The sequence below is a fragment of the Streptomyces johnsoniae genome (genome assembly GCF_031845565.1).
Lineage (GTDB): Bacteria > Actinomycetota > Actinomycetes > Streptomycetales > Streptomycetaceae > Streptomyces > Streptomyces johnsoniae.
In genome coordinates this window covers 221256-243448 of record NZ_JAVREV010000003.1, presented here as the reverse complement: position 1 = coordinate 243448, position 22193 = coordinate 221256, and the positions used below count along the sequence as shown (strand labels likewise).

Here is a 22193-nt window from a genome sequence, read left to right as displayed (position 1 = left end):
CTGTCCTCCTGAAGGGTCAGAGCGCGCGCAGCGCCCGGTCGAGCACGCGGGTACCGAAGTGCAGGGCGTCCACCGGCACCCGTTCGTCGACGCCGTGGAACATGGCCTGGTAGTCGAAGCCCTGCGGCAGCCGCAGGGGCATGAAGCCGTAGCCGGTGACGCCGAGCCGCGAGAACTGCTTGGCGTCGGTGCCGCCCGACATGCAGTAGGGGATGACGTGCGCGCCGGGGTCGAAGTGGCGGAGCGCCTCGCGCATGACGGCGAACGCCGGGCCGTCCACGGGGGCCTGGAGGGGGATCTCGTGGTGCAGGTACTCCCAGTCGACGTCCGCGCCGGTCAGCCGGTCCAGGGTCGTGGTGAACTCCTCCTCGCCGCCGGGCAGGACGCGCCCGTCGACGTGGGCCCCGGCGCGGCCGGGGATGACGTTCACCTTGTAACCGCCGTCCAGCATGGTCGGGTTGGCGCTGTTGCGGACGGTCGGCGCGATCAGCGCCGCGGCGGGGCCCAGGCGCGCGAGCAGGTCGTCCACCCCGGCGGCGAGCGCGGCGGGGTCCTCGGTGTCCAGATCGGGCAGCGGGCGGCCGTAGAGGGCTGCCAGCTCGGTCAGGGCGGCCCTGACCACGGGCGTGAGGCGCACCGGCCAGGTGTGCTCGCCGATGCGGGTGACGGCGGCGGCCAGGCGGGTGACGGCGTTCTCGTGGTTGATCTTGGAGCCGTGTCCTGCGCGGCCGCGCGCGGCGAGGGTCAGCCAGGCGGTGCCGCGTTCCCCGGCGGCCACCGGGTAGAGGCGGCGGCCGTCGCCGGGGTGGAAGGTGAACGCGCCGGACTCGCCGATGGCCTCCGTGCAGCCCTCGAACAGTTCGGGGCGGTGCGCGACGAGGAAACCGGAGCCGTACTGCGCCGTGTCCTCCTCATCGGCGGTGAACGCGAGCACGATGTCGCGCCGGGGCCGCACCCCGGCGCGCGCCCAGGCGCGCACGACCGCCAGGACCATCGCGTCGGAGTCCTTCATGTCGACCGCGCCGCGGCCCCACACGACACCGTCGCGGATCTCGCCGGAGAACGGGTGCACCTGCCACTCCGCCGGGTCGGCCGGAACGACGTCCAGGTGGCCGTGCACGAGCAGCGCGGGCGCGCCGGGGTCGCTGCCCGGCACGCGCGCCACCACGTTGGTGCGGCCCGGGGCCTTCTCCAGCAGCTGCGGGTCGAGGCCGGCCTCGGCCAGGCGGGCCGCGACGTACTCGGCGGCCGCCCGTTCGGTGCCCTCGCCGCCGCCCCGGTTGGTGGTGTCCATGCGGATCAGGTCCGAGGTGAAGCGGACCGCCTCCTCGCACGCCACCGCGTCGATGTGCGGCGGGGCTTCCGGGCCCGCCCCGCCGTGCTCCGCCGTCGTCCGCTCAGCCATACCATTCCTCCACCGCTGCCGATACCAGCGTCGTCACCGCCTTGAAGCAGCGGATTCCCTCGTACATCGTCGGGGCGGTGTACGCCACCCGGCGCGGCCCGGTCTGCGTCACGCCGGGCACGATCGCGGCCGCGCCGGCCAGGTGCTCCGCGTCGAACTCGATCTCGACGGTGCGCTCCCGCGGAGCGGCGGGCGGCCGGCGGACGGCGAGGGCCACGGCCTTCGCCGCGCCGGCGTGGATGTCGGCCGCGGTGCGTGCGGGGGTGCGGCAGACGGCGGCGTAGCGGGAGACGTAGTCCTTCACGGCGACGGCGGGCGCGTCCGGGGCGTAGCCGCGGGCGTCGGCGCAGGTGCGGTCGTCGCCGGTGACCAGGACCACGGGGGTGCCGTACTCGGCGGCGACCAGGGAGTTGAGCAGGCCCTCGCCGGCCCGGACGCCGTCGACGAACACCCCGGTCAGGGAGTTGCCCAGGTAGGTGTGGGCCAGCACGCCCTCGTCGCCCGCGCCGGTGTGGTAGCCGACGAAGGCGATGCCGTCGACGTCGCCGCGCTGGACTCCCTCCACCATGCTCAGGTCCTTGTGCCGCCCGGTCAGCAGCTGCGCACGGTCGTCGAGCTGTTCGAGCAGGAGGTTGCGCATCGTCATATGCGCCTCGTTGACGAGAACTTCGGTCGCGCCGCCGTCGAAGAATCCGGCGATGGCCGCGTTCACGTCGGAGGTGAGCATGGGGCGGCAGCGCTGCCATTCGGGCGTGCCGGGCAGACAGTCGGCGGGCCAGGTGACGCCGGTGGCCCCTTCCATGTCGGCCGAAACGAGAATCCTGGTCATGGGCCGCCACGTTACCCGCGGCGGCCGATCACCAGCCAGATCGACGGCAGGGCCACGGCCGCGCCGTCGGCGCCGCGTTCCGTCGTGGCGAACGGCCGCGTGCCGTCGTCCAGCACGGACAGGCCGGCCGCGGCGAAGAGGGCCGGCAGCTCGCCCTCCGGCAGGGCGCCGGGGCTGATGCCGTGCTCGAAGACCGAGGCGAGCCCCGGCGGCGGTCCTTCCGGCCGCCGCATCAGCCCGGCCAGCTCGGCCTTCGCGGCCTCGGACGGCTCGGTCACGAAGCCGCGTCCGCGCGCGCCGAGCAGCGTGGCCAGCCCCGCGGCCAGGGCGGCCCGCTCCGGGGGCGGCGCCTGGTGCAGAACGCCCCGCAGGTAGACGTGGCAGTCGCCCAGCTCCTCGTGCAGCGCGGCCGCCGCGGCCGGATCGGCGGCGTCCGACTGCCGGAAGCCGGGCCCGGCGGGCCCGGCCGCGCGGCGGGCCCGCGCGACGGCCTCCTCCGACAGGTCGATGCCGAGCACGGGGCCGTCGTGGTGGCGGGCGAGGTAGGCGGTCTGCGTGCCGTTGCCGCAGCCGACGTCGACCAGGGGCAGGCGCTCGGCGAAATGCGGTGCGAAGTGTGGCAGGTGGTCCGCGGCGACCTGGCCGGGCGCCGCATCCCAGAAGACGGTCTCCCTGTCTTCCGGCGCGGCGCGCCAGAAACCGTCCCAGGCATCGACGGATCGTGCGGTTCCGCTCATCGCTTCCTCCTGCCGACCGTGCTGCCGGCCGTGCTGCCGGCCGTGCTCGGATCGGTGCCGGACGGGCCCAGGCTCTGCTCGAACCACACGGTCTTGCCCGGTCCGCTGCGGTGGCTGCCCCAGGCGCGGGCCAGTCGGCTCACGACCGCGAGGCCGCGCCCCGCGTCGTCCCCCGGCCCGGCCTCGCGCAGGGCGGGCAGCGCCGGTGAGCCGTCGGTGACCTCGCACAGCAGCGCGTCGGCGCGCACCAGGCGCAGCCCGATGCCGCCGGGCCCCGCGTGCCTGACGGCGTTGGCGACGATTTCGCCGACGAGCAGCTCCGCGGTGTCGGCCACGGCGTCCAGCCGCCAGCGGCGCAGCTGTGCGCGGACCAGGCGGCGGGCGTGCGGCACCTGGGCGGGCCGCGCCGCCAGCCGCCAGGTGGCGACGTCCTCGGGCGGGATGCCGGCGAGGCGGGCCATCAGCAGCGCCACGTCGTCCTTGCGGTCCTCGGGCGCGGTGGCGGCGGCCAGGGCCCGGATGATGGTGTCGCAGGCGTCGTCCATGGCGGCCGCGGGGTGGGCGGCGGACTCGCACAGGGCGGCGAGGCCGGTGCCGATGTCCTGGCCGCGGACCTCGACGAGGCCGTCGGTGCACATCACGAGCCGGTCGCCGGGGCTGACGGGCACCTCGACGGTGGTGAACGGGACCCGGCCGACGCCGATCGGCGCGCCGGTGGGCAGGTCGAGCAGGCGGCTGGACCCGTCGGACGCGCGGACCAGCACGGGCGGGATGTGCCCGGCGTTGGCGACGCGGAGGACGGAGTGCACCGGGTCGTAGACGGCGTACAGGCAGGTGGCGAGGTAGTGATCGCCGAGCCGCTGGGCCAAGTCGTCAAGCCCGCGCAGCAGTTGGGCGGGCTCGGTGCCGAGCGCGGCCATGGTCTGCACGGCGGTCCGCAGCTGACCCATCATGGCGGCCGAGTTCAGTCCGTGGCCCATGACGTCGCCGACGACGAGGGCGGTGCGGCAGCCGGGCAGCCTGATGGTGTCGAACCAGTCGCCGCCGACGCGGCCGAGCCGGGTGCCCGGCAGGTAGCGGGTGGCGGTGTCGCAGCCGGCCATGCGCGGCTGGACGCGCGGCAGCATGCTGTCCTGGAGGGTCTCGGCGACGTTCTCCTGGAGGGTGTACATGCGGGCGTTGTCGAGCACGAGCCCGGCGCGCGCCGCAAGCTCCGCGCCGGTCACGCGGTCCATGTCGTTGAACTCGGGACGTTCGGCGTGGCGCAGCAGGATCATGAAGCCGAGCACGACCTGACGGGCTTTCAGCGGTACGACCAGCATGGAACGGTGGGTGATCAGCGGGCTGATGTCCCGCTTCTCGAACTGGGCGGCGATCGCGTGGCCCATCTCCTCGGAGATGCGCGGCACGAGCACGGGCTCGCCCGTCGACATGCACCGGAAGAACGGGGTGTGCTCGGGGAACGGCATCGACTCGCCGACCGGGATCACGTCGTCCCACCGGCCCGGCTCGTCCGTGTGGTCGACGGCGACGCGGTGCCACATGGTCCTCGCGTCGGGCGGCCCGTCGGGGAAGCCCTCGCCCGCGACGACCTGCTCGCGCAGGTAGGTACCGGCGACGTCGGTGAACCGCGGCACCACGGCCGCGCTGACCTCGCGGATGGTACGGGTGAGGTCGAGGGAGGAACCGATGCGGCCGCTGACCTCGTTGAGGAACTCCAGGCGTTCGCGGACCGCCGCGTACTCCAGGTCCTGGGCCGGGCCGTCCGCCTCCCGGGCCGTGCCCGTCCCGCCCTCGGCCTCCGGCGGCGGCCGGCGGCGCGGCTCGCGCCGGGGCACGCCCCAGTCGGGGGTGACGGGCAGGCGGGTGTGGCGGCTGATCTCCAGAACGGGATAGCCGAGTTCGAGTATGCGGGCCGCGATACGGCCGGCGTCCCGCGTGCCCATGCCGGGCAGGATGTGCGGCAGCTCCTTGGCCAGCCGGTCCGCCTCGGGGAAGTCCGTGTGCGGGGCGAAGGCGGGAATCAGCCGCTCGCCGCTGCCGAGGCGGGTCGCCTCGACGTGTCCCCCGTCGGCGGCGAGCACCAGAACCCGCGCGGCGCCCGGGCCGTGCAGCGGGTAGACCCACCACAGGACGTCGCGGGCGGCGCAGCCCTCGTCCGGCTCCCTGGTCCAGAAGCGGCCCGCGGTGGGCTGGACCAACTCGGTGGTCTCCGTACCGAAGATGATCTCGACGCGCGACTCGGGGTCCATCGGGCCCACCGCGGCGTCCGTGGCGGCGCGCCACGGCCCCCCGGTTCCCCCGGTTCCCCCGGGTCCGCCGGGTCCGCCGGGTCCGCGATCCGTGTCCCGCGGGACGTCGCGGTCGACGATGCCCGACACGGGCATGATCTCCGCAGCCGGCCGGCCCACGGCCTCCTCCCGGTCGGCACCGAACAGCCGGCGGGCGCCGCGGCTCCAGTGCGAGACCCGGCCGGCCCCGTCGACGACGACCACCGCGAGCGGAATACGGCCGGGCACCGGGGCGGGCTGGTGGGGGCTCCCCTGCTGCGGGCGTTCGGGGTCGGCGGGCACCGTCTCTCCTTCCGGGCGGGGAGCGTTCCCACGGTACGCCGCGGGCGGGCGCGGCGGGAGGAGATGGCCAAGGTGGTCGTGCGCCCGCGCGTTCAGCCGGCGGCCGGCACGGGCGCGCCTGCCGTGCGCGCCGCGAGCTTGCGGAGCGCGCCGGCCCCTTCGCTGCCCTCCGGCGCGCTGTACACGTACATCTGTGCGGTAGGGCCACCGTCGGTGAGGGGCAGGTGCAGCGTCTCGTAGTCCAGCAGGAACCCGCCGACGGCGGGGTGGTGGAACCGCTTGGTGCCGCGTCCGCAGACCAGCACGTCGCCGGTCTCCCACAGCCGGCCGAACGCGGGGCTGCCGGCGGACAGTTCGGCGATGAGCGCGGTCAGCTCCGCGTCGTCGGGGTGACGCCCGGCGGCGTGCCTGAGCACGGCGACCATCTCCCGCGACCGTTCGTCCAAGTCGGGAAAGAAGTCGCGGGCGGCCGGGTCGAGGAACGTGTACCTGCCGTGGTTGCGCCAGCGCGCGTCCCGCTCCGCGACGCGCCCGAACAGCTCGGAGCCCAGCCCGTTCCACGCGACGACGGTCATCCGGTGGTCCATGACGACGGCGGGCAGCCCCGCCATCCCGTCCAGCATCCGCTGGAGCGGGGCGCCGACCCCGGCCCCTGGCCCGCCCGGCGGGGCGGTGCCGCGGGCGCGCGCGCCGGCGAGCGTGGCCAGGTGCTCGCGCTCGGTGGCGTCGAGGCCGAGGGCGCGCGCCAGCGCGCCGAGCACCTCGGCCGAGGGCGCGGTCGCGCGGCCCTGTTCGAGCCGCACGTAGTAGTCGACGCTGATCCCGGCGAGCTGCGCCAGCTCCTCCCGGCGCAGCCCGCGCACCCTGCGGCGGCGCCCGCCCGCGATGCCGATACTCTCCGGCGCCACCCGGGCGCGGCGCGCCCGCAGGAAGGCGCCCAGCTGGTGGCCGTTGTCCTCCATGCGACCCAGTATGCGCCGCCCCCTGCCTGGTCCTGCCGGTACCAGGATCGCGGTTCCTTCGGAAGCGGCGGGTGCTGGCCCGCCCGCGGCGGGTGTGACACAACGGATCACATGAGCGACAACGAGCGGAAGAACGTGCTGATCGTCAGCGTGCACCCGGAGCCGCGTTCGCTGAACGCCTCGCTCACGGCGTTCGCCGCCGAGGAGCTGCACGCGGCCGGGCACCGGGTGCGGCAGTCGGACCTGTACGCGATGAAGTGGAAGGCGGGCGTGGACGCGGACGACTTCCCCGACCACTCCCCCGCGGACCGGCTGGAGGTGATGGCCGTATCCGGGCGGGCGACGGCGGCGGGGCGGCTGTCCCAGGACATCGCGGCGGAGCAGGAGAAGCTGCGGTGGGCCGACGCGGTGATCCTCCAGTTCCCGATGTGGTGGTTCTCGGTGCCCGCGGTCATGAAGGGGTGGATCGACCGGGTGTTCACGTACAACTTCGGCTACGGCGGCAAGGACATGCCCCGTTACGGCGACGGCACCCTGGCAGGACGGCGGGCGATGCTGTCCATGACCATCGGCGCCAGGGAGCAGGCGTTCTCACGGCGCGGCATCCACGGGCCGTTGAACGACGTGCTGTTCCCGCTGCACCACGGGCTGCTGCACTACACGGGGATGGAGGTGCTCCAGCCCTTCGTGGTGTGGCACGCGATCGGCCTCGGCGAGGAGGCGTACGAGGCGGCACAGCGGGAGTACCGGGAGCGGCTGCGGACGCTGTTCACGGCGGAGCCTCTTCCGTTCCGCGCGCTGCGGGACGGCGACTACACCCGCTCCCTCGAACTGCGTCCCGGTCTTGAGGCGCCGGGGACCGACGGCCTCGCGCTGCATCTGCGCCGGGACGGCTGAGCGGACCCTACTTCTCCATCTCGGCAGCGAGGTTGGCCAGGATCTGCGCGTAGATGCCGCTGAGGGCACGGGGCGCGAAGATCCGTTCGAACACGCCGCCGACGCCGCCGACGCCCTGCCAGGCCGTGTGGATGGTGACGCGGGAGCCGCCGTTCTCCGCGCCCACCGTCCACGTGGTCACGAGGGTGGAGTTGCGGTCGGACTCCACCAGCTTGCGGTCCTCGGGCTCGGTGACTTCGAGCAGGCACTCGCGCACGCGCTTGGCGGTGGCGTGGAGCCTGAAGAAGATCACGGTGCCCTCGCCGTCGCCGCCTTCCCTGACCTCGAAGTCGGTGAACTGCTCGGGGAGCAGCTTGGGGTGTACCTCCTGGTAGTCGGCGATGGCGTCGAACACATCGTCCGGTTCCGCCTTGATGTCCCGCCGCGCGACGACCTCGACCAGCGCCATGCGAACCCTCTCCTGCTGTCGTTGGGGCCTGGCGGCCCAGTGTGTCAGTGCCGCGGGGCGGCGCTGCGCGGCGGCTACCCCTTCGCGCCCAGCGAGAAGAGGAAGACCAGGAAGCCGGCGAAGAGGTGGCCGACGAGGCCGTAGATCAGCATGCGGACCCAGAGACCGCGCGGAATGCGGTCCCTGACCCTGCGCTGGGGGGTGCCGCTGCCCTCCGGCATGAGGTGGTGCTCCTTCACGTCTCGTTGTGTGGTGTGCGTCCGGGTGGTGCGTTTCCGTGCGGGGGCGCGTCCCCGCCGAGACACATCCCGGTGGTGGGGCTCTGCGTCAGCGTGTGGACGAACAGCAGCTCGGCGCCCGCCGGAGTGGCCGCGCCGATCCGGTGCGGGGTGAGCGAGTCGAAGTGGGCGCTGTCGCCCTCGTCGAGCAGGTGCTCGGACCGGCCGAGGAACAGCCGCAGCCGGCCGCGCAGCACGTACAGCCACTCCTCGCCCGGATGCACGCGGACGAGGTCGCCCTGCCCGCCGCCGTGGGGCACGTGGACCCGCAGCGCCTGCATCGCCCGCCCCGGCACGCCGGCGCGCCGGTAGCTCCAGCCGCCGGTCTCGCGCGCGGGCACGCGGCCGGCCCGCACGACCGGGTCGGGCGCCGCACCCGTTTCGCCGAGGAGGCCGGAGACCGTCGTACCGTAGGTGCGGGCCAGGCCGAGCAGCATCGGCAGCGAGGGCTGGCGGTGTCCCGTTTCGAGGCGGGAGAGGTGGGCCGGGGACAGGCCGGCCATGGCCGCCGCGGCCTCTAGGGTCAGCCCGGCGCGTCGGCGCTGCTGGCGCAGCCGGCCGGCGACGGCGGGCAGCTCGTCCGCCGCCCCCGGACGTTCGGGATGCATGGCCCGATTGAGCCACAGCTTTTCCCGCCGGGCAATTTTCGGCCGCCATTTTTGCCTGACAGGCAAATTCCACCCGGTGGGCATCGCCCGCCTACGCGAGCACCGCCCCGCTCTGTACCGCCTTGCGGTGGCGCGCGGTCAGGCGGGAGCCGGACTCGCGGCGGGCGGCGCGGCGCAGGAGGGGGACCGCGAGGAGGAACCCGAGGACCGCCCAGGCGGTCAGCACCAGGGCGACCATGGGCAGCTCCCAGGAGCCGGCCGCCTCGGCGGCCCGTGCGGAGTCCGGCAGGAGCGCCGAACGGAGGCCCTGGGCCATCCACTTGAGCGGGAAAACGGCGGCCACCTGCTGGACCGGCACGGGCAGCGAGGTGATCGGGAACAGCGCTCCGGAGGTGAACAGCAGCCCCATCGTGGGCAGCATGATCAACGCCAGCGCCTCACGCGGGTTGGGCAGCACGGCACCCAGGGCCGCGCCCAGCGGCACGACGGCGAGCAGCCCGAGCGCGGTGACCCACAGCAGCGTCAGCCAGTCGCCAGGACCGCGCGGCAGCGGTCCGTCCACCAGCAGCGCCGTGGCCGCCACGAGCAGGCTTAGGCTGCCGACCGCCATGACGACCACCAGCAGGCATTTGGCGATGAGATAGGCCGGTATCCCGCCGGGCGTGGCGCGCAGCCGCAGCAGGGCACCCTCCTCCCGTTCGGTCACAAGCATCTGCGGGAGGCTGATCAGCCCGATCTGGAACAGCAGATAGGCGGCGAAGCCCGCGAGCACCAGGTGGGCCGTCGGGGTATCGGTGCGGGGCACATCGCCGCCGACGTAGGCGGCGATCAGCAGCGCGACGACCACATTGGTGAGCTGGCCGGACATTTCCCTGGGGTTGCGGAGAAGGTGCCGTAGCTCGATGCCGCCGCGGAGCAGGCCGGCCCGCCAGTACGGGCGGGTGGGGCGGCGCGGCTCCTCCGTCCCGCCCGGTGCGTCGTTCACGCCCGCCACGTCCGCCGTGTCCACCGCGTCCACCTTGTCCGTCATGTGTGCCCCCCTCGTCCGGCCGGCGCCGCCCCGTCCGTGCCGTCGTCCGCCCGGTGCACCATGTGCAGGTACGTGTCCTCCAGCGTCGGGCGGCGGACCTCCAGGTCGGCGATCGGTCCTTCCGCGTCCCGGTGGAGCTGCCACACCAGCCGGGAGGGGTCCTTCGTGCGTTCGCGGCGGGCCGTTCCGTCGCCGGCCGTCCAGCGGACCTCGGCCTGTGCGGCGGCCCGCCGGGCCAGGTCCGACGGGGTGCCGCAGACCCGGATTCGGCCGCCGACCAGCATGGCGATCCGGTCGGCGAGCCGCTCGGCCTCCACCAGGTCGTGCGTGGTGAGCAGGACGGTGACGCCTTCCTCGCGGGCCAGCCGTTCGACCAGGACGTGGAACTCGCGCCTGGCCTCCGGATCGAAGCCGGTGGTCGGCTCGTCCAGGAAGAGGAGCTCGGGGCGGCCGACGATGCCGAGCGCGACATCCAGCCGCCGGCGCTGGCCACCGGACAGCCGGTCCACCGGCCGGCCGGCCTGGTCGGTGAGGCCGACCAGGGCCAGCAGCTCGGCCGGGTCGCGCGGGTCGGGGTAGTACGTCGCGAAATGCGTCAGCAGCTCGGCGACCCGCCAGCGGCGGTGGTCGCGCCAGGACTGGAGGACCAGCCCGATGCGCCCGCGCCAGGCGTCGCCGCCCCGCTCCGGGTCCGCGCCAAGGACGCGGACCTCCCCGGCGGAGCGCCGCCGGAAGCCCTCCAGGATCTCGACGGTGGTGGTCTTCCCCGCGCCGTTGGGCCCGAGCAGCGCGAAGACCTCGCCGCGGTGAACGTCCAGGTCGATGCCGCGGAGGACGACGAGGCCGCCGTACGCCATGGTCACGTTCCGCGCCCGGATGACGGGGCGGGCGGCCGGGGCGGAGCGAGTGGCCGGGGCGGGCCCTGGCGCCCTCACGGTCCTGCCTCCGCGTGGTCCTGCCGCCGTTCCGCCGCCCCGGCCAAGGCCGCCGTGGGCCCGGCGCCCTCGACGATCGCCCGGAGCGCCGCCACATGCCCCTCGAAGGCGGTGCGGCCGCGGTCCGTCAGCCGTACCCTCGTGCGCCGCTTGCGGCCGCCGCCCTCCTTGTGGATCTCCAGGTATCCGGCCTCTTCCAGGGTGTGGAGCTGCTTGGAGAGCGCGGAGTCGCTGAGCGAGAGGCTGTCGCGGACGAACGCGAAGTCCGCCCATTCGGCGGTGGCGAGCAGCGCGACCACCGACAGCCGGGTGGCGGGATGGATCAGCTCGTCGAAGCCGGTGGGGGTACTCATCGGCCCGCCCGTTCGCCATGGCCGCGCAACGAGCCGGCCGCCCAGCGGCTCACCGGACCGATGAACAGCAGGAACACGGCCGTCGAGGCCGTGGCCTGGACGAGACCGGCGAGCACCGGCCCCAGCGGCTCGGCCAGGCTGCCGGTGAGCAGGGCCGTCCCGCCGGTGCCCACTCCCCCGGCGGCGTACGTGGCGAGCGTCCTCCGGTTGTAGCGGGAGCGGTGCAGCTGCATCCGGCTCCTGCGGCTCTGGGCCACGGCCAGCACGGTCACCAGCGCGACGTACGCGGCGAGGACCAGACAGACGGCCAACGGGGGCAGGTCCAGACTCATGCCGACCAGGAAGAGCCACATGCTCACGGCCGCGGGGTACGCCGTGCCGGAGGTGCCGGACGCGCACCGCTCGACCTCGTCGTACACCCGCTCCTGCGGCACCCGGATGCGCTGGAGATCCTTCCATGCCTGCTCGGCATCCACCCGTGTGCTCACGGCCATCGCCTTCCCATGACGGTTCAGGACAGTTCAAGGCAGTTCAACTTTCCTACCAGGAAAGCCTACCCCCGACTTTCCCAGGCGGCAAGTCGGGGAAGGCGATCCGGGTTGACAGTCGTGATTCGAACGTGTGTCCTATTTGGGTACGACGGCAGCGAGGAGGGTCCCGATGCGCTGGAACAACCTGAGTGACGACACCCCGGCCGCGGCGCCCGCGCTGTTCGGCACCGACGTCGTGACGCGGACGTTCGACACCCCCGAGTTCCGCGGCATCACCTTCCACGAGGTGCGCGCCCGCTCGATCGTCAACCGCGTGCCCGGCACCTCCCGCATGCCGTTCACCTGGACGGTGAACCCTTACCGCGGCTGCACCCACGCCTGCGTCTACTGCTTCGCCCGCAAGACGCACAGCTACCTCGACCTCGACACGGGCACCGGATTCGACTCGCAGATCGTCGTCAAGGTGAACGCCCCCGACCTGCTGCGCCGCGAGCTGGGCGCGCGGCGCTGGCGCGGCGAGCACATCGCCATGGGGACGAACGTCGACTGCTATCAGAGGGCGGAGGGACGATATCGGCTCATGCCCGGCATCATCGCGGCCCTGCGCGACTACGCGAACCCGTTCTCCATCCTCACCAAGGGCACGCTGATCCTGCGCGACCTCGACCTGCTGAGGCAGGCCGCGGACGTCACGGACGTCGGGATCTCCGTCTCCGTCGGCTTCGTCGACACCGCCCTGTGGCGCACGGTCGAGCCGGGCACCCCCGCGCCGGAGCGGCGCCTGGACGTCGTGCGCGCCCTCGCCGAGCACGGCATCTCCTGCGGCGTGCTGATGGCCCCGGTCATCCCCTACCTGTCCGACGCGCCCGCGCAGCTGCGCGAAACCGTCCGCGCCATCGCGGCGGCCGGTGCGACGTCCGTCACGCCGCTCGCCCTGCACCTGCGGCCAGGCGCGCGCGAGTGGTTCATGCGCTGGCTGGGCGAGCACCACCCGCACCTCGTCCGCCGCTACCAGGTGCTCTACGCCGACGGCGCCTACGCCCCCACCTGGTACCAGCGCCGCATCACCGGCCAGGTCCACGAGCTGGCGGCCGAGTACGGCATGGGCCCCGCCAGGCGCGGTGCGCACCGCACTCCCCGGGACAGCGGGCTCGCGGAGACCGCGCCTGAGCCCGAGCCCACGCAGCTCACCCTGCTGTGACCGCGGCGCCGGGCAGCGGCGTTCAGGGCCCGGCGTTCAGGGCTTGCGGCCGACCGCGCCGAACTGGGCGACGGCCCGGTCCGGTTCGCCCGCCGGCCGCCAGTGCGTGCACGGCACGAGACCCGGCGGCAGCAGCTCGACGCGGTGCAGCAGCCGGGACACCTCCGAGCGGCTGCGGGCGGTGATCGGCGGCCTGGCGTGCGCGTTCCAGAAGCCCATGGCCGCCGCGTTGGCCTCGCCGCCCAGCTCCAGCGTCGGGTGGGTCAGCGCCAGATAGCTGCCCGGTGGCACCGCTTCGAGCAGCCGGTCCACGACGCGCACCGCCTCGTTCGTGTCCAGCACGAAGTTGAGCACCCCCAGCAGCATGACGGCCACCGGCCGGCCGAGGTCGAGCGTCTTGGCGGCGCCGCTCAGCACGGCCTCCGGCTCGCGGACGTCGGCCTCGACATAGTCGGTGACGCCTTCGGGCCCGCCGACGAGCAGGGCCCTGGCGTGGGCCAGCACCAGCGGATCGTTGTCGACGTACACCACGCGCGCGTCCGGTGCGGCGCCCTGCGCGACCTCGTGCGTGTTCTGCACGGTCGGCAGGCCCGTTCCTATGTCGAGGAACTGCCGGACCCCGGCCCGCTCGGCCAGGAACCGCACGGCGCGCACCAGGAACTCCCGGTCCGCGCGGGCCACCTGGGGAATCTGCGGATATATGCCGCGGACCCGGTCGCCCACCTGGCGGTCGACCAGGTAGTGCTCCCGCCCGCCGAGCCAGTAGTCCCAGACCCTGGCGGTGTGTGCGACCTCCGCGTTCACGCTCATCGGAAAGGATGATGGCACGCCACCGCCCCCGGACGGGAGCCAGGCACGTTCCCCTGACCGGCCGGGCGAGCCGCGCAGTTCCTGGCGGCGACCCGATGAGTCGCCCACAGCACGGTGGTGCCGCGCATCGTGAACGTCTCCGACCGCGGTAGCGGGCTGCTGAGGTCCGGGCTCGGGCCGGTCCGAGATCTGGCAAGATCCGATCGTGAGTCAATCTCCGGTGACTTTGCGCAAGCTCGCGCTCAATGACTGGCAAGCGGTGCACTCCTGGGCCAGCAAAGGCCCGGCCGCCGGACCGCAGGTCACAGCGTAGGCCCAGCGTTCGAGGGCCTGATGGCCGGATCGCAGGCCGGTTCGTCAGGGTCGGACTCCGCCGCCGGATGCGGCGGTTCATACTCGGGCTGCTCTCGGACCTGCCCCGGCCGGTGAGCCGACTCCGGATGGGGGACGCGATACCTGTTGAACCGGACCAGTTGTCGCGCACCTGGAGAGCGACCTCGCCACCTGCCCCACGTTCGGGGCAGCGTGGTTCGCTGATCCCGCAGAGCTATTCCCGCTGCTCGTTAGCGAAGCGCGGCCAGCTCGTCGAGAGCGCGATGGCCGCGGTTGACCACCCCTGGAACGACATCGTGGCGCCCGTCACGGATGGGGATCTCTAGCATGTGAAGGATCTGTGCCGCTGCGAGCACCGCCGCCCCCTCCCACCCGACCAGGTCGAGGACTCTCGTCCACAGACGCCTTCGGACCCCGTCCAGCAGCGGATCATCCTGGGAGGTGTACCACACGAGGGTGGTGAGATCAGTCGCCCGCGTGCCGCTACCCGCGTTCCCGATATCCACGACCGCCACCACCGCTCCGTCACGGACCAGGATATTGCTGGGCGTTGAGAGGTCGGCATGGACCATGTCAGGCGCCTCTCGTGGTGGTGGGACGTCGGCACACACGAGCCGCAGGCGCTCGACCAGGGCCGACACCCCGGAGGAATACCCCGAGAGCCTGGCCACGGACTGGCGGAGAAGCGACTGCTCGGGCGTCTCGTCGAAATCCAGCCCGGCGACGGCCGATTCCTGACCGGTGGCGACCCGCCAGGCGTACGACCAGTGGTCGTAGGGCTCGGAGGCCTGGCCGGCCTGGAGTTCGATGATCTCCATCAGCTGCTCGACGAGGGACGGGGTCAGCTCTGGCGCGGGAGCCGCGTCGACGAAGTCCATCAGATGCCATACATGAGTGGCTGTGGCCCCCACTCCGAGCCAGGCCGGGGTGGGATAGCCGCGCCTGCGCATGTGCTCGACCACTCTCTGGGCTCGCAGCGTCTCGTCCAGGTGGTTGGGGTGTGCCTGGGGCACTGCTTTGAGCACTGCGTTTACCCCTCCGGCCAACTGGACGCGCGTGGCACCCCCATTGACGCCTCCGGGTAGGCGACTGAGAAGAGTGACCTCTGCCCCGACCACGCCGGCCACGTCGTCCAGGACCTCGGCCGGCAGCTCTTCGGGATGGGTGCCCTGGTTCATGCTGTCCTCACAAATCCAGTGTGCCTCAGCACACCGGCGCCGTTGGTGGACCGCCCCGGCCTGCTGTCCACCTGCCTGGGACAGCATCTCCCCGTGCCACGAGTCCGATCACGTCGTCTTCGGATGGTCAGGCTCGATTGACCATCCCGGCCAAAGCGTGGCCCGCCGACGCCTCGGCTACAACTTGATTTCGGTGACCGCGACTGGCCGGTGCTCGGCGAACGATCGGTCCGCGGCCGCGGCGATCCGCATCGCGTCGAGAGCGCCGCGTCCCGGGCTCCGATGTGGCCCGCCATCGCGAATGAGGCGGCGACGAACGCATCGACCTCGGCCATATACGCCGTTCCCGGGCGATCTGAGAACGCCGGCCAAGGAACGGTCGGACGACCGCCGGCCCGGGGTCGACCAAGAAACCGGACCAGCCCGACGACCGGCGGGAGGTCAACCTCGCCAGCAATAGCGCCTGCAAGCTGTCCCACCATCGGCCTTTGGCTTCGATCAGCTGCAGGGCCGTGGGCTATCGGGCGCGCCTCCATCTCGAAGGCGGCAGTTCCAAGAGGCGATGGGGCACCTGGTGTCTCAGGCGCCGCGGGTCCCCGGCGCGCCGTATCGGGCGAGCATGGTCAGCACCGCCTGGTCGACCGCGTTGGTGATGGCGGAGTCGTCGGGCTCCCAGCGTGCGAGCAGCATCCGCGGCCAGAACACGTAGTTGGAGATCATCCCGAGGAATTGGGTCGCCGCCATCTCCGCATCGTCAAGCCGTGCCGCGCCAGCGGCGTTCTCCGCCGCCAGGTAGCGGCGGACCGATTCGAAGTAGGGCATCTTGCCGAGCTCGAACTGCGTCTCGCCCAGCTCCGGGAAACGCGGCACCTCGGCGATGACGATGCGGAAGAGGGCGGCCATGCCGGGCTGGGTGAGAAGCATGACGTATCGGCGTCCGATGGTCTCAAGCCCTGCGCGGAGGTTCCCTGGCTCGGGGAGTGGCGCCGCCTCCTCGTCGGTCTTCCAGTATTCGGTGACGATCGCCTCGAACAGGGCCGCCTTGGTGGTGAACTGCCTGAACAGCGTCGCCCTCGACACTCCGGCCGCCTCGGCGATGCGGGCCAGCGAGGTGCCGTCGTAGCCGGAGTCGAGGAACAGCCTCGTCGCTGCCTCGATGATGGACGTCCGCTTCTGCGCTGCCACGCGCCGGTGGTATTCCGAAGGCTGTGCCGTCATGGCCTCCAGTATGCCTTCCACTACGAGGTGAGTCACTTGACTCACCTCTAGTCCCGCCCTTAGCTTGAGATGGGAGGCGAGTCACTCGGCTCACCATTGGCTCAAGCCCGGAAGGAAAAGGAAGCAGCATGAGACGCTTTGAGGGCCAGACCGTCATCGTCACGGGCGGCAGCGGGGGCATGGGCAGCAGTCATGTGCGGGGCTACCACGCCGAGGGGGCGAACGTCGTCATTGCCGGCCGCGACGACGACGCCGGCCGCGATCTCGCTGCTCAGCTCGGTCATCGGGCTCTGCCCGTTCACCTGGATGTCGCCAGCGAGGACGACTGGGCGGCGGCGGTGCGAGAAGTCGAAGGCCGCTTCGGGCCGATCACCATCTTGGTGAACAACGCGGGCGTCCAGAACCCGGCGGCCCCTATAGAGCACACCGAACTCCGCACCTGGGAGCACACCTTCAGCGTCAATGTCACCGGCCAGTTCCTCGGCGTCAGGGCCGTGGCTCCGTCGATGCGCAGGGGCGGCGGCGGCACCATCGTCAACATCGCCTCGACCATGGCCCATGTCGGCACGGCCTTCTACGCCCCCTACACCGCCAGCAAGTGGGCCGTGCGCGGACTGACCAAGACAGCCGCGCTGGAGCTGGGGCGGGACAACATCCGGGTCAACTCCCTCCACCCCGGCGTCGTCTCCACACCGCTGATCAACGAGCCCACCGTCGCAGGCCAGCCGGCCATCGCCGACTTCTACTCACCCGATCCCTTCGCCATCCCCCGCCTCGCCGAACCCTCTGACATCACCCGCCTGTTGCTTTTCATCACCTCCCAGGACGCGTCTTTCGCCACGGGCTCGGAATTCGTCCTGGACGGGGGCCTGCTGCTCGGCCCTGCACTCCAACCCGAAGCCGACATCGCAGCTTGAGCTGGCGTTGCAGTACGGAGCGTGCAGTCGCGGACGCCCATCTTGTTCAAGGCGAAGCGACCTTGCCTCGCGATGATGACGGGCCGGCGAGGCGATGCCAGAGCCGTTCAACGTCGTGATGCACTGTGCCGGACCCGGCGCTGCTGGGCATCGAGTGGGCGGACGGGGGCAACCGTAGGGAAAAGCTGCCGCCCGCGGAGAACGGAGATCCCATGCCGGAGGGACTGCCCATCAGCTCGGCCGCCGACGAGTTCGAGCGGCTGCTCGGGAAGGAGTCGCCGGGCGCGGCGCTGACCCTGGCGTCGGTCCTCGACGCGTTCGAACGGTTCGCCCGCCTCGACTTCGACGTTCCCCACGTGCCGGACGCCGACGGCTGCCTGGTGACACACGGGGTGTCGGAGGGGCTTGAGGGGCCGACGTTCTCCGTGCGCGTGGCGCGGCGTTTCGAAGTGCCGCAGGCCGGCGGGCAGCACGACAGCCACGTGCGCGTGTTCTGCGAGCTGGTCTACGAGGCGGCCGAGGAGTTCGACGAGCTGGGCGGCAGAACGGAGTGGTGGTTCCGCGGCGCGAGCCCGGACAGCTTCGCCGCCTGGTGGGCGGCCACGACGGCCCCCCTCCTCACGGCCGGCCTCGGCGACGCCTCCCCCAGCTCCGTGGAGATAGGCGCCGAAGAGGGGTAGAAGAGGGGTAGGGGTGGCGTCAGCCGAGGTTCACCCGCTGGGCGACCAGCGTCCGCATCAGCGCCGCGGCGGAAACGGCCGCGTCGGCGCAGCAGTTGTTGAACAGCACGTGCACGGCGTCCGCCCGTTCGGCCAGCTGCTCGATGCGCGGCAGCCACGGCAGCAGTTCCTCGCGCACGTAGCGGTGCCGGAAGCGGTCCTCCTTGCTGCCGGTCCCCCACGCGGCACTCCGCCCGTGGAACCGCACCACCGACAGCCCAGGGCACGTCACCTCCGCCACGGGCGGCAGCGAGGACGGCAGCCCCTGCGCGGTGTCCACGGCCCCCAGTGCCATGTCGTGCTCCCGCAGCAGCGCGAGCGTGTCCGCCCGTTGCGGCGGCCTCAGCCAGTCCGCGTGCCGGAACTCGGCGGTGAGCGGCACATCGCCCGCCAGCTCGCGCGCCCGCGCGAGCCGCGCCCGCGCGCCGCGTCCCGGCGCGAACCACGGCGGGAACTGGAGCAGCACGCTGCCGAGACGGCCGGCGCGGCGCAGCGGCTCGATCCCGTCCAGGAACGCCGCCCACGTGTCGCGCACGGCCGCGGGCCCCAGGTCGTTGCCGCGCACCGGCCGCCCCGCGGGCCCCGGCGGGCGCAGCGCGAGCGGCAGCGTCCCGGCCCGGGTCGGGTGGCCGGTCAGCAGCGAGTACGCCTTGACGTCGAACACGAAGCCGTCCGGCGTCCGTTGGGCCCACTGCCGGCTGCGCTGCGCGGTCGGCAGGGCGTAGTAGGTGGCATCGACCTCCACGACCGGGAAGCGCGCCGCGTAGTACCGCAGCCGCCCCTCGGGGCCGCGGTGGCCCGGCGGATACCAGCCGCCCGCCACCAGCGCCCGGTCCGTCCACGAACAGGTGCCGATGAGAATGTCGCCCATGGCCCACGGGTGCCCCGTCCGGAAGGGTCAAACGGCGCACCCCGCGCCGGGAGTCAGCCGCGGCGCGGCCCCGTGCTCTCGCGGAGGATCAGTCGCGGCGCGGCCACCGGGTGCGGCGCGACGGGCTCGCCCTGCTGGAGGAGGCCGTGCAGCAGGGCGAAGCAGGCCCGGCCCAGACCCGCGAAGTCGAGGCGGACGGTGGTCAGACTCGGGGTGAGGAACGCGGCGTGCGGGGCGTCGTCGAACCCGGCGACGCTCACCTCCCCCGGCACGTCCCTGCCCGCCTCGGCGAACGCCCGCAGCAGGCCGAGGGCGAGGGCGTCGTTCCCGCACAGCACGGCCGTCACCGCCGGGTCGCGGGCCAGCTCCCGGCCCGCGGTGTAGCCCTCGGCCGGGCCCCACCCGCCCGCCACCGGCTCCGGTACCGGCGCCCCCGCCGCGGTGAGCGCGGCCCGCCACCCGGCGGCGCGCTGAGCCCCGCCGCCGGTGCGGGTGGTGGAGGGGATGGCGACGTAGTGCACGGTGCGGTGGCCGAGGCCGAGCAGGTGACGGGTCACCTCGCGGGCGGCCTCCCGGTCGTCCGTCCACACCCAGGGGCTGCCCGCCGGGGGCGGCTCCGCGGGCGTCTCGACGGCGGCCACCAGCGGCATCCCGGCGGGCGCCAGCTCCAACGCCCGCACGCCCGGCCGGTCGTAGGCGATGACGATGACGCCGCCCCCGGTGCCGGCCGCGCGCGCGAGCGCCTCGCGGACCACGGGCTCCCGGTCCGAGTCCAGCACGCTGATCCCGACCATGTAGGAGGCGGCGCGGGCCGCCTCCTCGATGCCCTGGAGCGCGGCGGCGTAGCCGTGGTGCACGGTGTTGGGAGTCAGGACGGTGACCGACTCCGACCGCCCGCGCGCCAGCGCGTGCGCGGTGGCACTGCGCCGGAACCCCAGGTCGGCGATGGCGGCTTCGACGCGGGCCCGCGTCGAAGCCCGTACGCTGGGATGCCCGTTGATGACCCGGGACACGGTCTGGTGCGAGACGCCGGCGGCGCTCGCGACATCACGAATGCTGGCGGCCCGCCGACCGCCGGTGCCCCCGGCGTGGCCGCTCACAGACATACCCAGATTGTGACCGGTCACATCAGCTTCCGTCAAGCGACGCCCCGCCCGGGGGCGGGCACGGCGGACGGGAACGTCGAGTGGGCACGCCGGGCGGGCCGCCGGGCGCGCCTTACCGGGCCAGGGATTCGAAGTAGTCCTTCTGCGCGGGGTAGTAGTCCTCGAATCCGGGCCGCGGCCCGCCGGTGCGCGCGGCGGAGAGCATGTCCAGGTAGTACTCCCAGCCCGGGCCGGTCTCGCCGAGGTGCTCCGCGGAGGGGAGGTGGTGGACGAGCCGGAGCTCCGTGGTGCCGCCGGTCTCGTCCAGCAGCAGCTCCAGGGGCCAGGACCCGGCCTCGTCCTCCATCGAGACGGCGAGCCGGCGCGGCGGTTCGCAGGCTTCGATCCGGAGCCGGCACCAGGGCGCCGACTCCTCGAACGTCAACTGCACCTCCACGGTGCGGCCGGGGGCCGCGTCACCGCGCCACGGGCCGAACCAGCGGGCGGTGCGTTCCGGCTCGGTGACGCTCGCCCAGACGTCGACGGCCGGGGCGCGGTAGGTGCGGGTGAGGATCAGGTCGAATCCCGTCGGCGTGGGTACGAGCCGTCCGGTGGGCTCTGGAGTCATCCCGTGTCCTTTCTGGGGTGGTGCGCGGCGCGCGGGGCGTCGGCCGGCTCCTGCCGGCCCCGGTCCCGTCGCGCCCGATGGACCTCGGTCTCCAGCGCGGCAAGGCGCTGTGACCAGGAGGGCAGCCGGCTCTCGAACCGGGCGAGCCACGTGGCGAGGTGATCCAGCCGGGAGGGAACGAGCGAGTAGCGCCGGTGGCGTCCCGCCTGCTCGTCACGGACCAGGCCGCTCTCACGCAGCACGCGCAGGTGGCGGCTCACCGCGGGGCGGCTGATGCTGAAGCGGGCAGCGATCTCGCCCGCCGTCAGCGGGGCGTGGCGCAGCATGACCAAGATCTCCCGGCGCACCGGATCTGCGATGGCGCCGGCCACCTCGCTCAGTTCGTCCACACACAAAAGCGTAACCCATAGGTTACGCGTTGAGCCACGCCCCCGGCCCGGCCGGGACCTGGCGCGTGCGGCTCGACGAGGTCGTTGGGCAACTCCGGCCCCCGGTCCGGAAGCCGGCTGACGGCCCCGGGGGCGGGCACGCCGAGCGGGCCGCCGGGGTGCCAGATCCGCCTCTCGGCGTGGTCGGCGCTGCTCGGGTCAGGTGCGGCTCACCGTGCGGCGGACGATGCCGCGGAACGGGCGCCCCTCCTCGTCCTCACCTGAGCAACCGATCTCCTCGGCGAAACGCCGGAATCCCCCGGCCGGGAAGTTGACCGAAGGCGAACGGCAACTGTCGGGCCGCGGCCGGGATGCCCTCCGTAGCGTTGCCGGTGAACGAGGGAGGAACCGATGCTTGACCGGTTGAACGAGGCACTGGAGCGAGTCGAGGACGACCCCGCCGGCCCGGTGGATGTGGCGGAAATGGCGCGGATCGCGCTCACTTCCGAGCACCATCTGCGGCGGATGTTCTCCGCACTGGCCGGAATGCCGCTCTCGGAGTACGTGCGGCGCCGCAGGCTCACCCTGGCGGGGACGGAGGTGCTGGAGGGCAAGGACACCCTGCTCGACATCGCCGCCCGCTACGGCTATGGGTCGGCCGAGGCGTTCACCCGGGCGTTCCGCGCCGTGCACGGCATCAGCCCCGGACAGGCACGCCGCACCAGGGCCGCGCTCACCTCCCAGTCCCGGCTGTCCTTCCACCTCACCATCGAAGGGAAAAGCACCGTGCGCTACCGCATTGTCGACAAGGACACCTTCCGTCTGGTCGGGCTCAGGAAACGCGTCCCAGTCGTCCACGAGGGTCTCAACCCCGCCATGGTCGAGTTCTTCGAGAGCATCGACGACGCCACCCACGAACTCCTGGAGGAGCTGTCCGATCAGGAGCCCTACGGTGGGCTGTCGGCGACCGTCGTCCTCGAACCCGGTGGGGGCGAGGGCAGCGACATGGACTACTACCTGGCCGCGGCCACCACCGCCGAGGCCCCGGAGGGGATGGAGACCTTGGAAGTCCCCGTCTCCACCTGGGCGGTCTTCCCCTATGAACGGGGGCACTTCCCCGAAAACCTGCAGACCTTGTGGCGCGAGGTCTACTCCGCCTGGTTCCCTTCCCATCCCGCCTATCGCACCGCCGAGGGTCCTTCGCTGGTGCGGGAGGAGTACGACGAGCAGGACGAGAACATCACCTGGGGGGAACTGTGGCTGCCGGTGGCCAAGGCCGCTGAGTGACCGTTGCCCCTGACCGCGCCCGTGCGAGGCGG

24 protein-coding genes are annotated in these 22193 nt (G+C 72.9%); 5 read left to right on the top strand and 19 right to left on the bottom strand.

Going from position 1 to position 22193, the window contains the following annotated elements; all coding sequences use genetic code 11:
• Window positions 1–16 precede the first annotated feature (16 nt).
• The 5 genes from RM779_RS07200 to RM779_RS07180 all read right to left on the bottom strand — a co-directional run bounded on the left by RM779_RS07200 (window position 17) and on the right by RM779_RS07180 (window position 6506).
• Entirely contained in the window at window positions 17–1405 is a 1389-nt protein-coding gene (locus tag RM779_RS07200) for a M20/M25/M40 family metallo-hydrolase (RefSeq protein WP_311616817.1), read from the bottom strand.
• Window positions 1398–2234, bottom strand: a complete 837-nt coding sequence (locus RM779_RS07195) for a M55 family metallopeptidase (protein WP_311616816.1) — start codon at window positions 2232–2234, stop codon at window positions 1398–1400. Before RM779_RS07195 ends, RM779_RS07200 begins: the two co-directional genes overlap by 8 nt.
• Window positions 2235–2245: 11 nt before the next feature.
• Window positions 2246–2971 carry a class I SAM-dependent methyltransferase gene (locus RM779_RS07190; protein WP_311616815.1) on the bottom strand — a complete coding sequence of 242 codons (726 nt, stop codon included), beginning with the start codon at window positions 2969–2971 and terminating at the stop codon, window positions 2246–2248.
• Window positions 2968–5544 (bottom strand): ATP-binding SpoIIE family protein phosphatase, encoded by a 2577-nt coding sequence (locus RM779_RS07185; protein WP_311616814.1) that lies wholly within the window; start codon window positions 5542–5544, stop codon window positions 2968–2970. Before RM779_RS07185 ends, RM779_RS07190 begins: the two co-directional genes overlap by 4 nt.
• A gap of 92 nt (window positions 5545–5636) precedes the next feature.
• Window positions 5637–6506 carry a helix-turn-helix transcriptional regulator gene (locus RM779_RS07180; protein ID WP_311616813.1) on the bottom strand — a complete coding sequence of 290 codons (870 nt, stop codon included), beginning with the start codon at window positions 6504–6506 and terminating at the stop codon, window positions 5637–5639.
• Between the two features lie 111 nt (window positions 6507–6617).
• On the opposite strand from RM779_RS07180, the gene RM779_RS07175 reads away from it, so the two are divergent.
• On the top strand, window positions 6618–7403 hold the full coding sequence (locus tag RM779_RS07175; protein ID WP_311616812.1) for an NAD(P)H-dependent oxidoreductase: 786 nt from the start codon (window positions 6618–6620) through the stop codon (window positions 7401–7403).
• Window positions 7404–7410: 7 nt separating this feature from the next.
• Here the strand turns inward: RM779_RS07175 and RM779_RS07170 are convergent, their stop codons facing one another.
• The 7 genes from RM779_RS07170 to RM779_RS07140 all read right to left on the bottom strand — a co-directional run bounded on the left by RM779_RS07170 (window position 7411) and on the right by RM779_RS07140 (window position 11549).
• Entirely contained in the window at window positions 7411–7851 is a 441-nt protein-coding gene (locus RM779_RS07170) for an SRPBCC family protein (RefSeq protein WP_311616811.1), read from the bottom strand.
• Window positions 7852–7925: 74 nt separating this feature from the next.
• Window positions 7926–8090: a DUF6126 family protein gene (locus RM779_RS07165; protein ID WP_311616810.1), complete on the bottom strand. Its 165-nt coding sequence runs from the start codon at window positions 8088–8090 to the stop codon at window positions 7926–7928.
• The gene (locus RM779_RS07160; RefSeq protein ID WP_311616809.1) at window positions 8087–8737 is read right to left on the bottom strand and encodes a helix-turn-helix domain-containing protein; all 651 of its coding nucleotides are present in this window, start codon (window positions 8735–8737) and stop codon (window positions 8087–8089) included. Before RM779_RS07160 ends, RM779_RS07165 begins: the two co-directional genes overlap by 4 nt.
• Window positions 8738–8828: 91 nt before the next feature.
• Complete coding sequence (locus tag RM779_RS07155) at window positions 8829–9767, bottom strand: ABC transporter permease (protein WP_311616808.1); 939 nt, start codon at window positions 9765–9767, stop codon at window positions 8829–8831.
• Window positions 9764–10624 carry an ABC transporter ATP-binding protein gene (locus RM779_RS07150; RefSeq protein WP_311616995.1) on the bottom strand — a complete coding sequence of 287 codons (861 nt, stop codon included), beginning with the start codon at window positions 10622–10624 and terminating at the stop codon, window positions 9764–9766. The genes RM779_RS07155 and RM779_RS07150 overlap by 4 nt, the downstream gene beginning before the upstream one ends.
• Before the next feature lie 74 nt (window positions 10625–10698).
• Window positions 10699–11055, bottom strand: a complete 357-nt coding sequence (locus RM779_RS07145; RefSeq protein ID WP_311616807.1) for a transcriptional regulator — start codon at window positions 11053–11055, stop codon at window positions 10699–10701.
• Complete coding sequence (locus RM779_RS07140) at window positions 11052–11549, bottom strand: hypothetical protein (RefSeq protein ID WP_311616806.1); 498 nt, start codon at window positions 11547–11549, stop codon at window positions 11052–11054. Before RM779_RS07140 ends, RM779_RS07145 begins: the two co-directional genes overlap by 4 nt.
• Window positions 11550–11715: 166 nt before the next feature.
• Between RM779_RS07140 and RM779_RS07135 the strand changes: the two genes are divergently transcribed.
• Window positions 11716–12747, top strand: a complete 1032-nt coding sequence (locus RM779_RS07135) for an Rv2578c family radical SAM protein (RefSeq protein WP_311616805.1) — start codon at window positions 11716–11718, stop codon at window positions 12745–12747.
• Window positions 12748–12783: 36 nt separating this feature from the next.
• Here the strand turns inward: RM779_RS07135 and RM779_RS07130 are convergent, their stop codons facing one another.
• The 3 genes from RM779_RS07130 to RM779_RS07120 form a co-directional block, all read right to left on the bottom strand.
• Window positions 12784–13557, bottom strand: a complete 774-nt coding sequence (locus RM779_RS07130; protein WP_311616804.1) for an SAM-dependent methyltransferase — start codon at window positions 13555–13557, stop codon at window positions 12784–12786.
• Window positions 13558–14120: 563 nt separating this feature from the next.
• A complete protein-coding gene (locus RM779_RS07125) occupies window positions 14121–15068 on the bottom strand; it encodes a phosphotransferase family protein (protein ID WP_311616803.1) in 948 nt (315 codons plus the stop codon).
• A 579-nt stretch (window positions 15069–15647) separates the two neighbouring features.
• Window positions 15648–16286, bottom strand: a complete 639-nt coding sequence (locus tag RM779_RS07120; RefSeq protein ID WP_311616802.1) for a TetR/AcrR family transcriptional regulator — start codon at window positions 16284–16286, stop codon at window positions 15648–15650.
• 128 nt (window positions 16287–16414) lie between these two features.
• On the opposite strand from RM779_RS07120, the gene RM779_RS07115 reads away from it, so the two are divergent.
• Window positions 16415–17203, top strand: coding sequence for an SDR family NAD(P)-dependent oxidoreductase (locus tag RM779_RS07115; RefSeq protein ID WP_311616801.1), 789 nt, complete (start codon window positions 16415–16417; stop codon window positions 17201–17203).
• 212 nt (window positions 17204–17415) lie between these two features.
• The gene (locus tag RM779_RS07110; RefSeq protein WP_311616800.1) at window positions 17416–17883 is read left to right on the top strand and encodes a hypothetical protein; all 468 of its coding nucleotides are present in this window, start codon (window positions 17416–17418) and stop codon (window positions 17881–17883) included.
• Between the two features lie 19 nt (window positions 17884–17902).
• Here the strand turns inward: RM779_RS07110 and RM779_RS07105 are convergent, their stop codons facing one another.
• From RM779_RS07105 to RM779_RS07090, 4 genes are all read right to left on the bottom strand, one after another.
• Complete coding sequence (locus RM779_RS07105; protein ID WP_311616799.1) at window positions 17903–18793, bottom strand: DUF72 domain-containing protein; 891 nt, start codon at window positions 18791–18793, stop codon at window positions 17903–17905.
• A 53-nt stretch (window positions 18794–18846) separates the two neighbouring features.
• Entirely contained in the window at window positions 18847–19899 is a 1053-nt protein-coding gene (locus tag RM779_RS07100) for a LacI family DNA-binding transcriptional regulator (protein ID WP_311616798.1), read from the bottom strand.
• Window positions 19900–20011: 112 nt separating this feature from the next.
• Entirely contained in the window at window positions 20012–20506 is a 495-nt protein-coding gene (locus RM779_RS07095) for an SRPBCC family protein (protein ID WP_311616797.1), read from the bottom strand.
• A complete protein-coding gene (locus RM779_RS07090; protein ID WP_311616796.1) occupies window positions 20503–20895 on the bottom strand; it encodes a metalloregulator ArsR/SmtB family transcription factor in 393 nt (130 codons plus the stop codon). Before RM779_RS07090 ends, RM779_RS07095 begins: the two co-directional genes overlap by 4 nt.
• Window positions 20896–21285: 390 nt before the next feature.
• On the opposite strand from RM779_RS07090, the gene RM779_RS07085 reads away from it, so the two are divergent.
• Window positions 21286–22161, top strand: coding sequence for an AraC family transcriptional regulator (locus tag RM779_RS07085; RefSeq protein ID WP_311616795.1), 876 nt, complete (start codon window positions 21286–21288; stop codon window positions 22159–22161).
• Window positions 22162–22193: the final 32 nt, after the last annotated feature.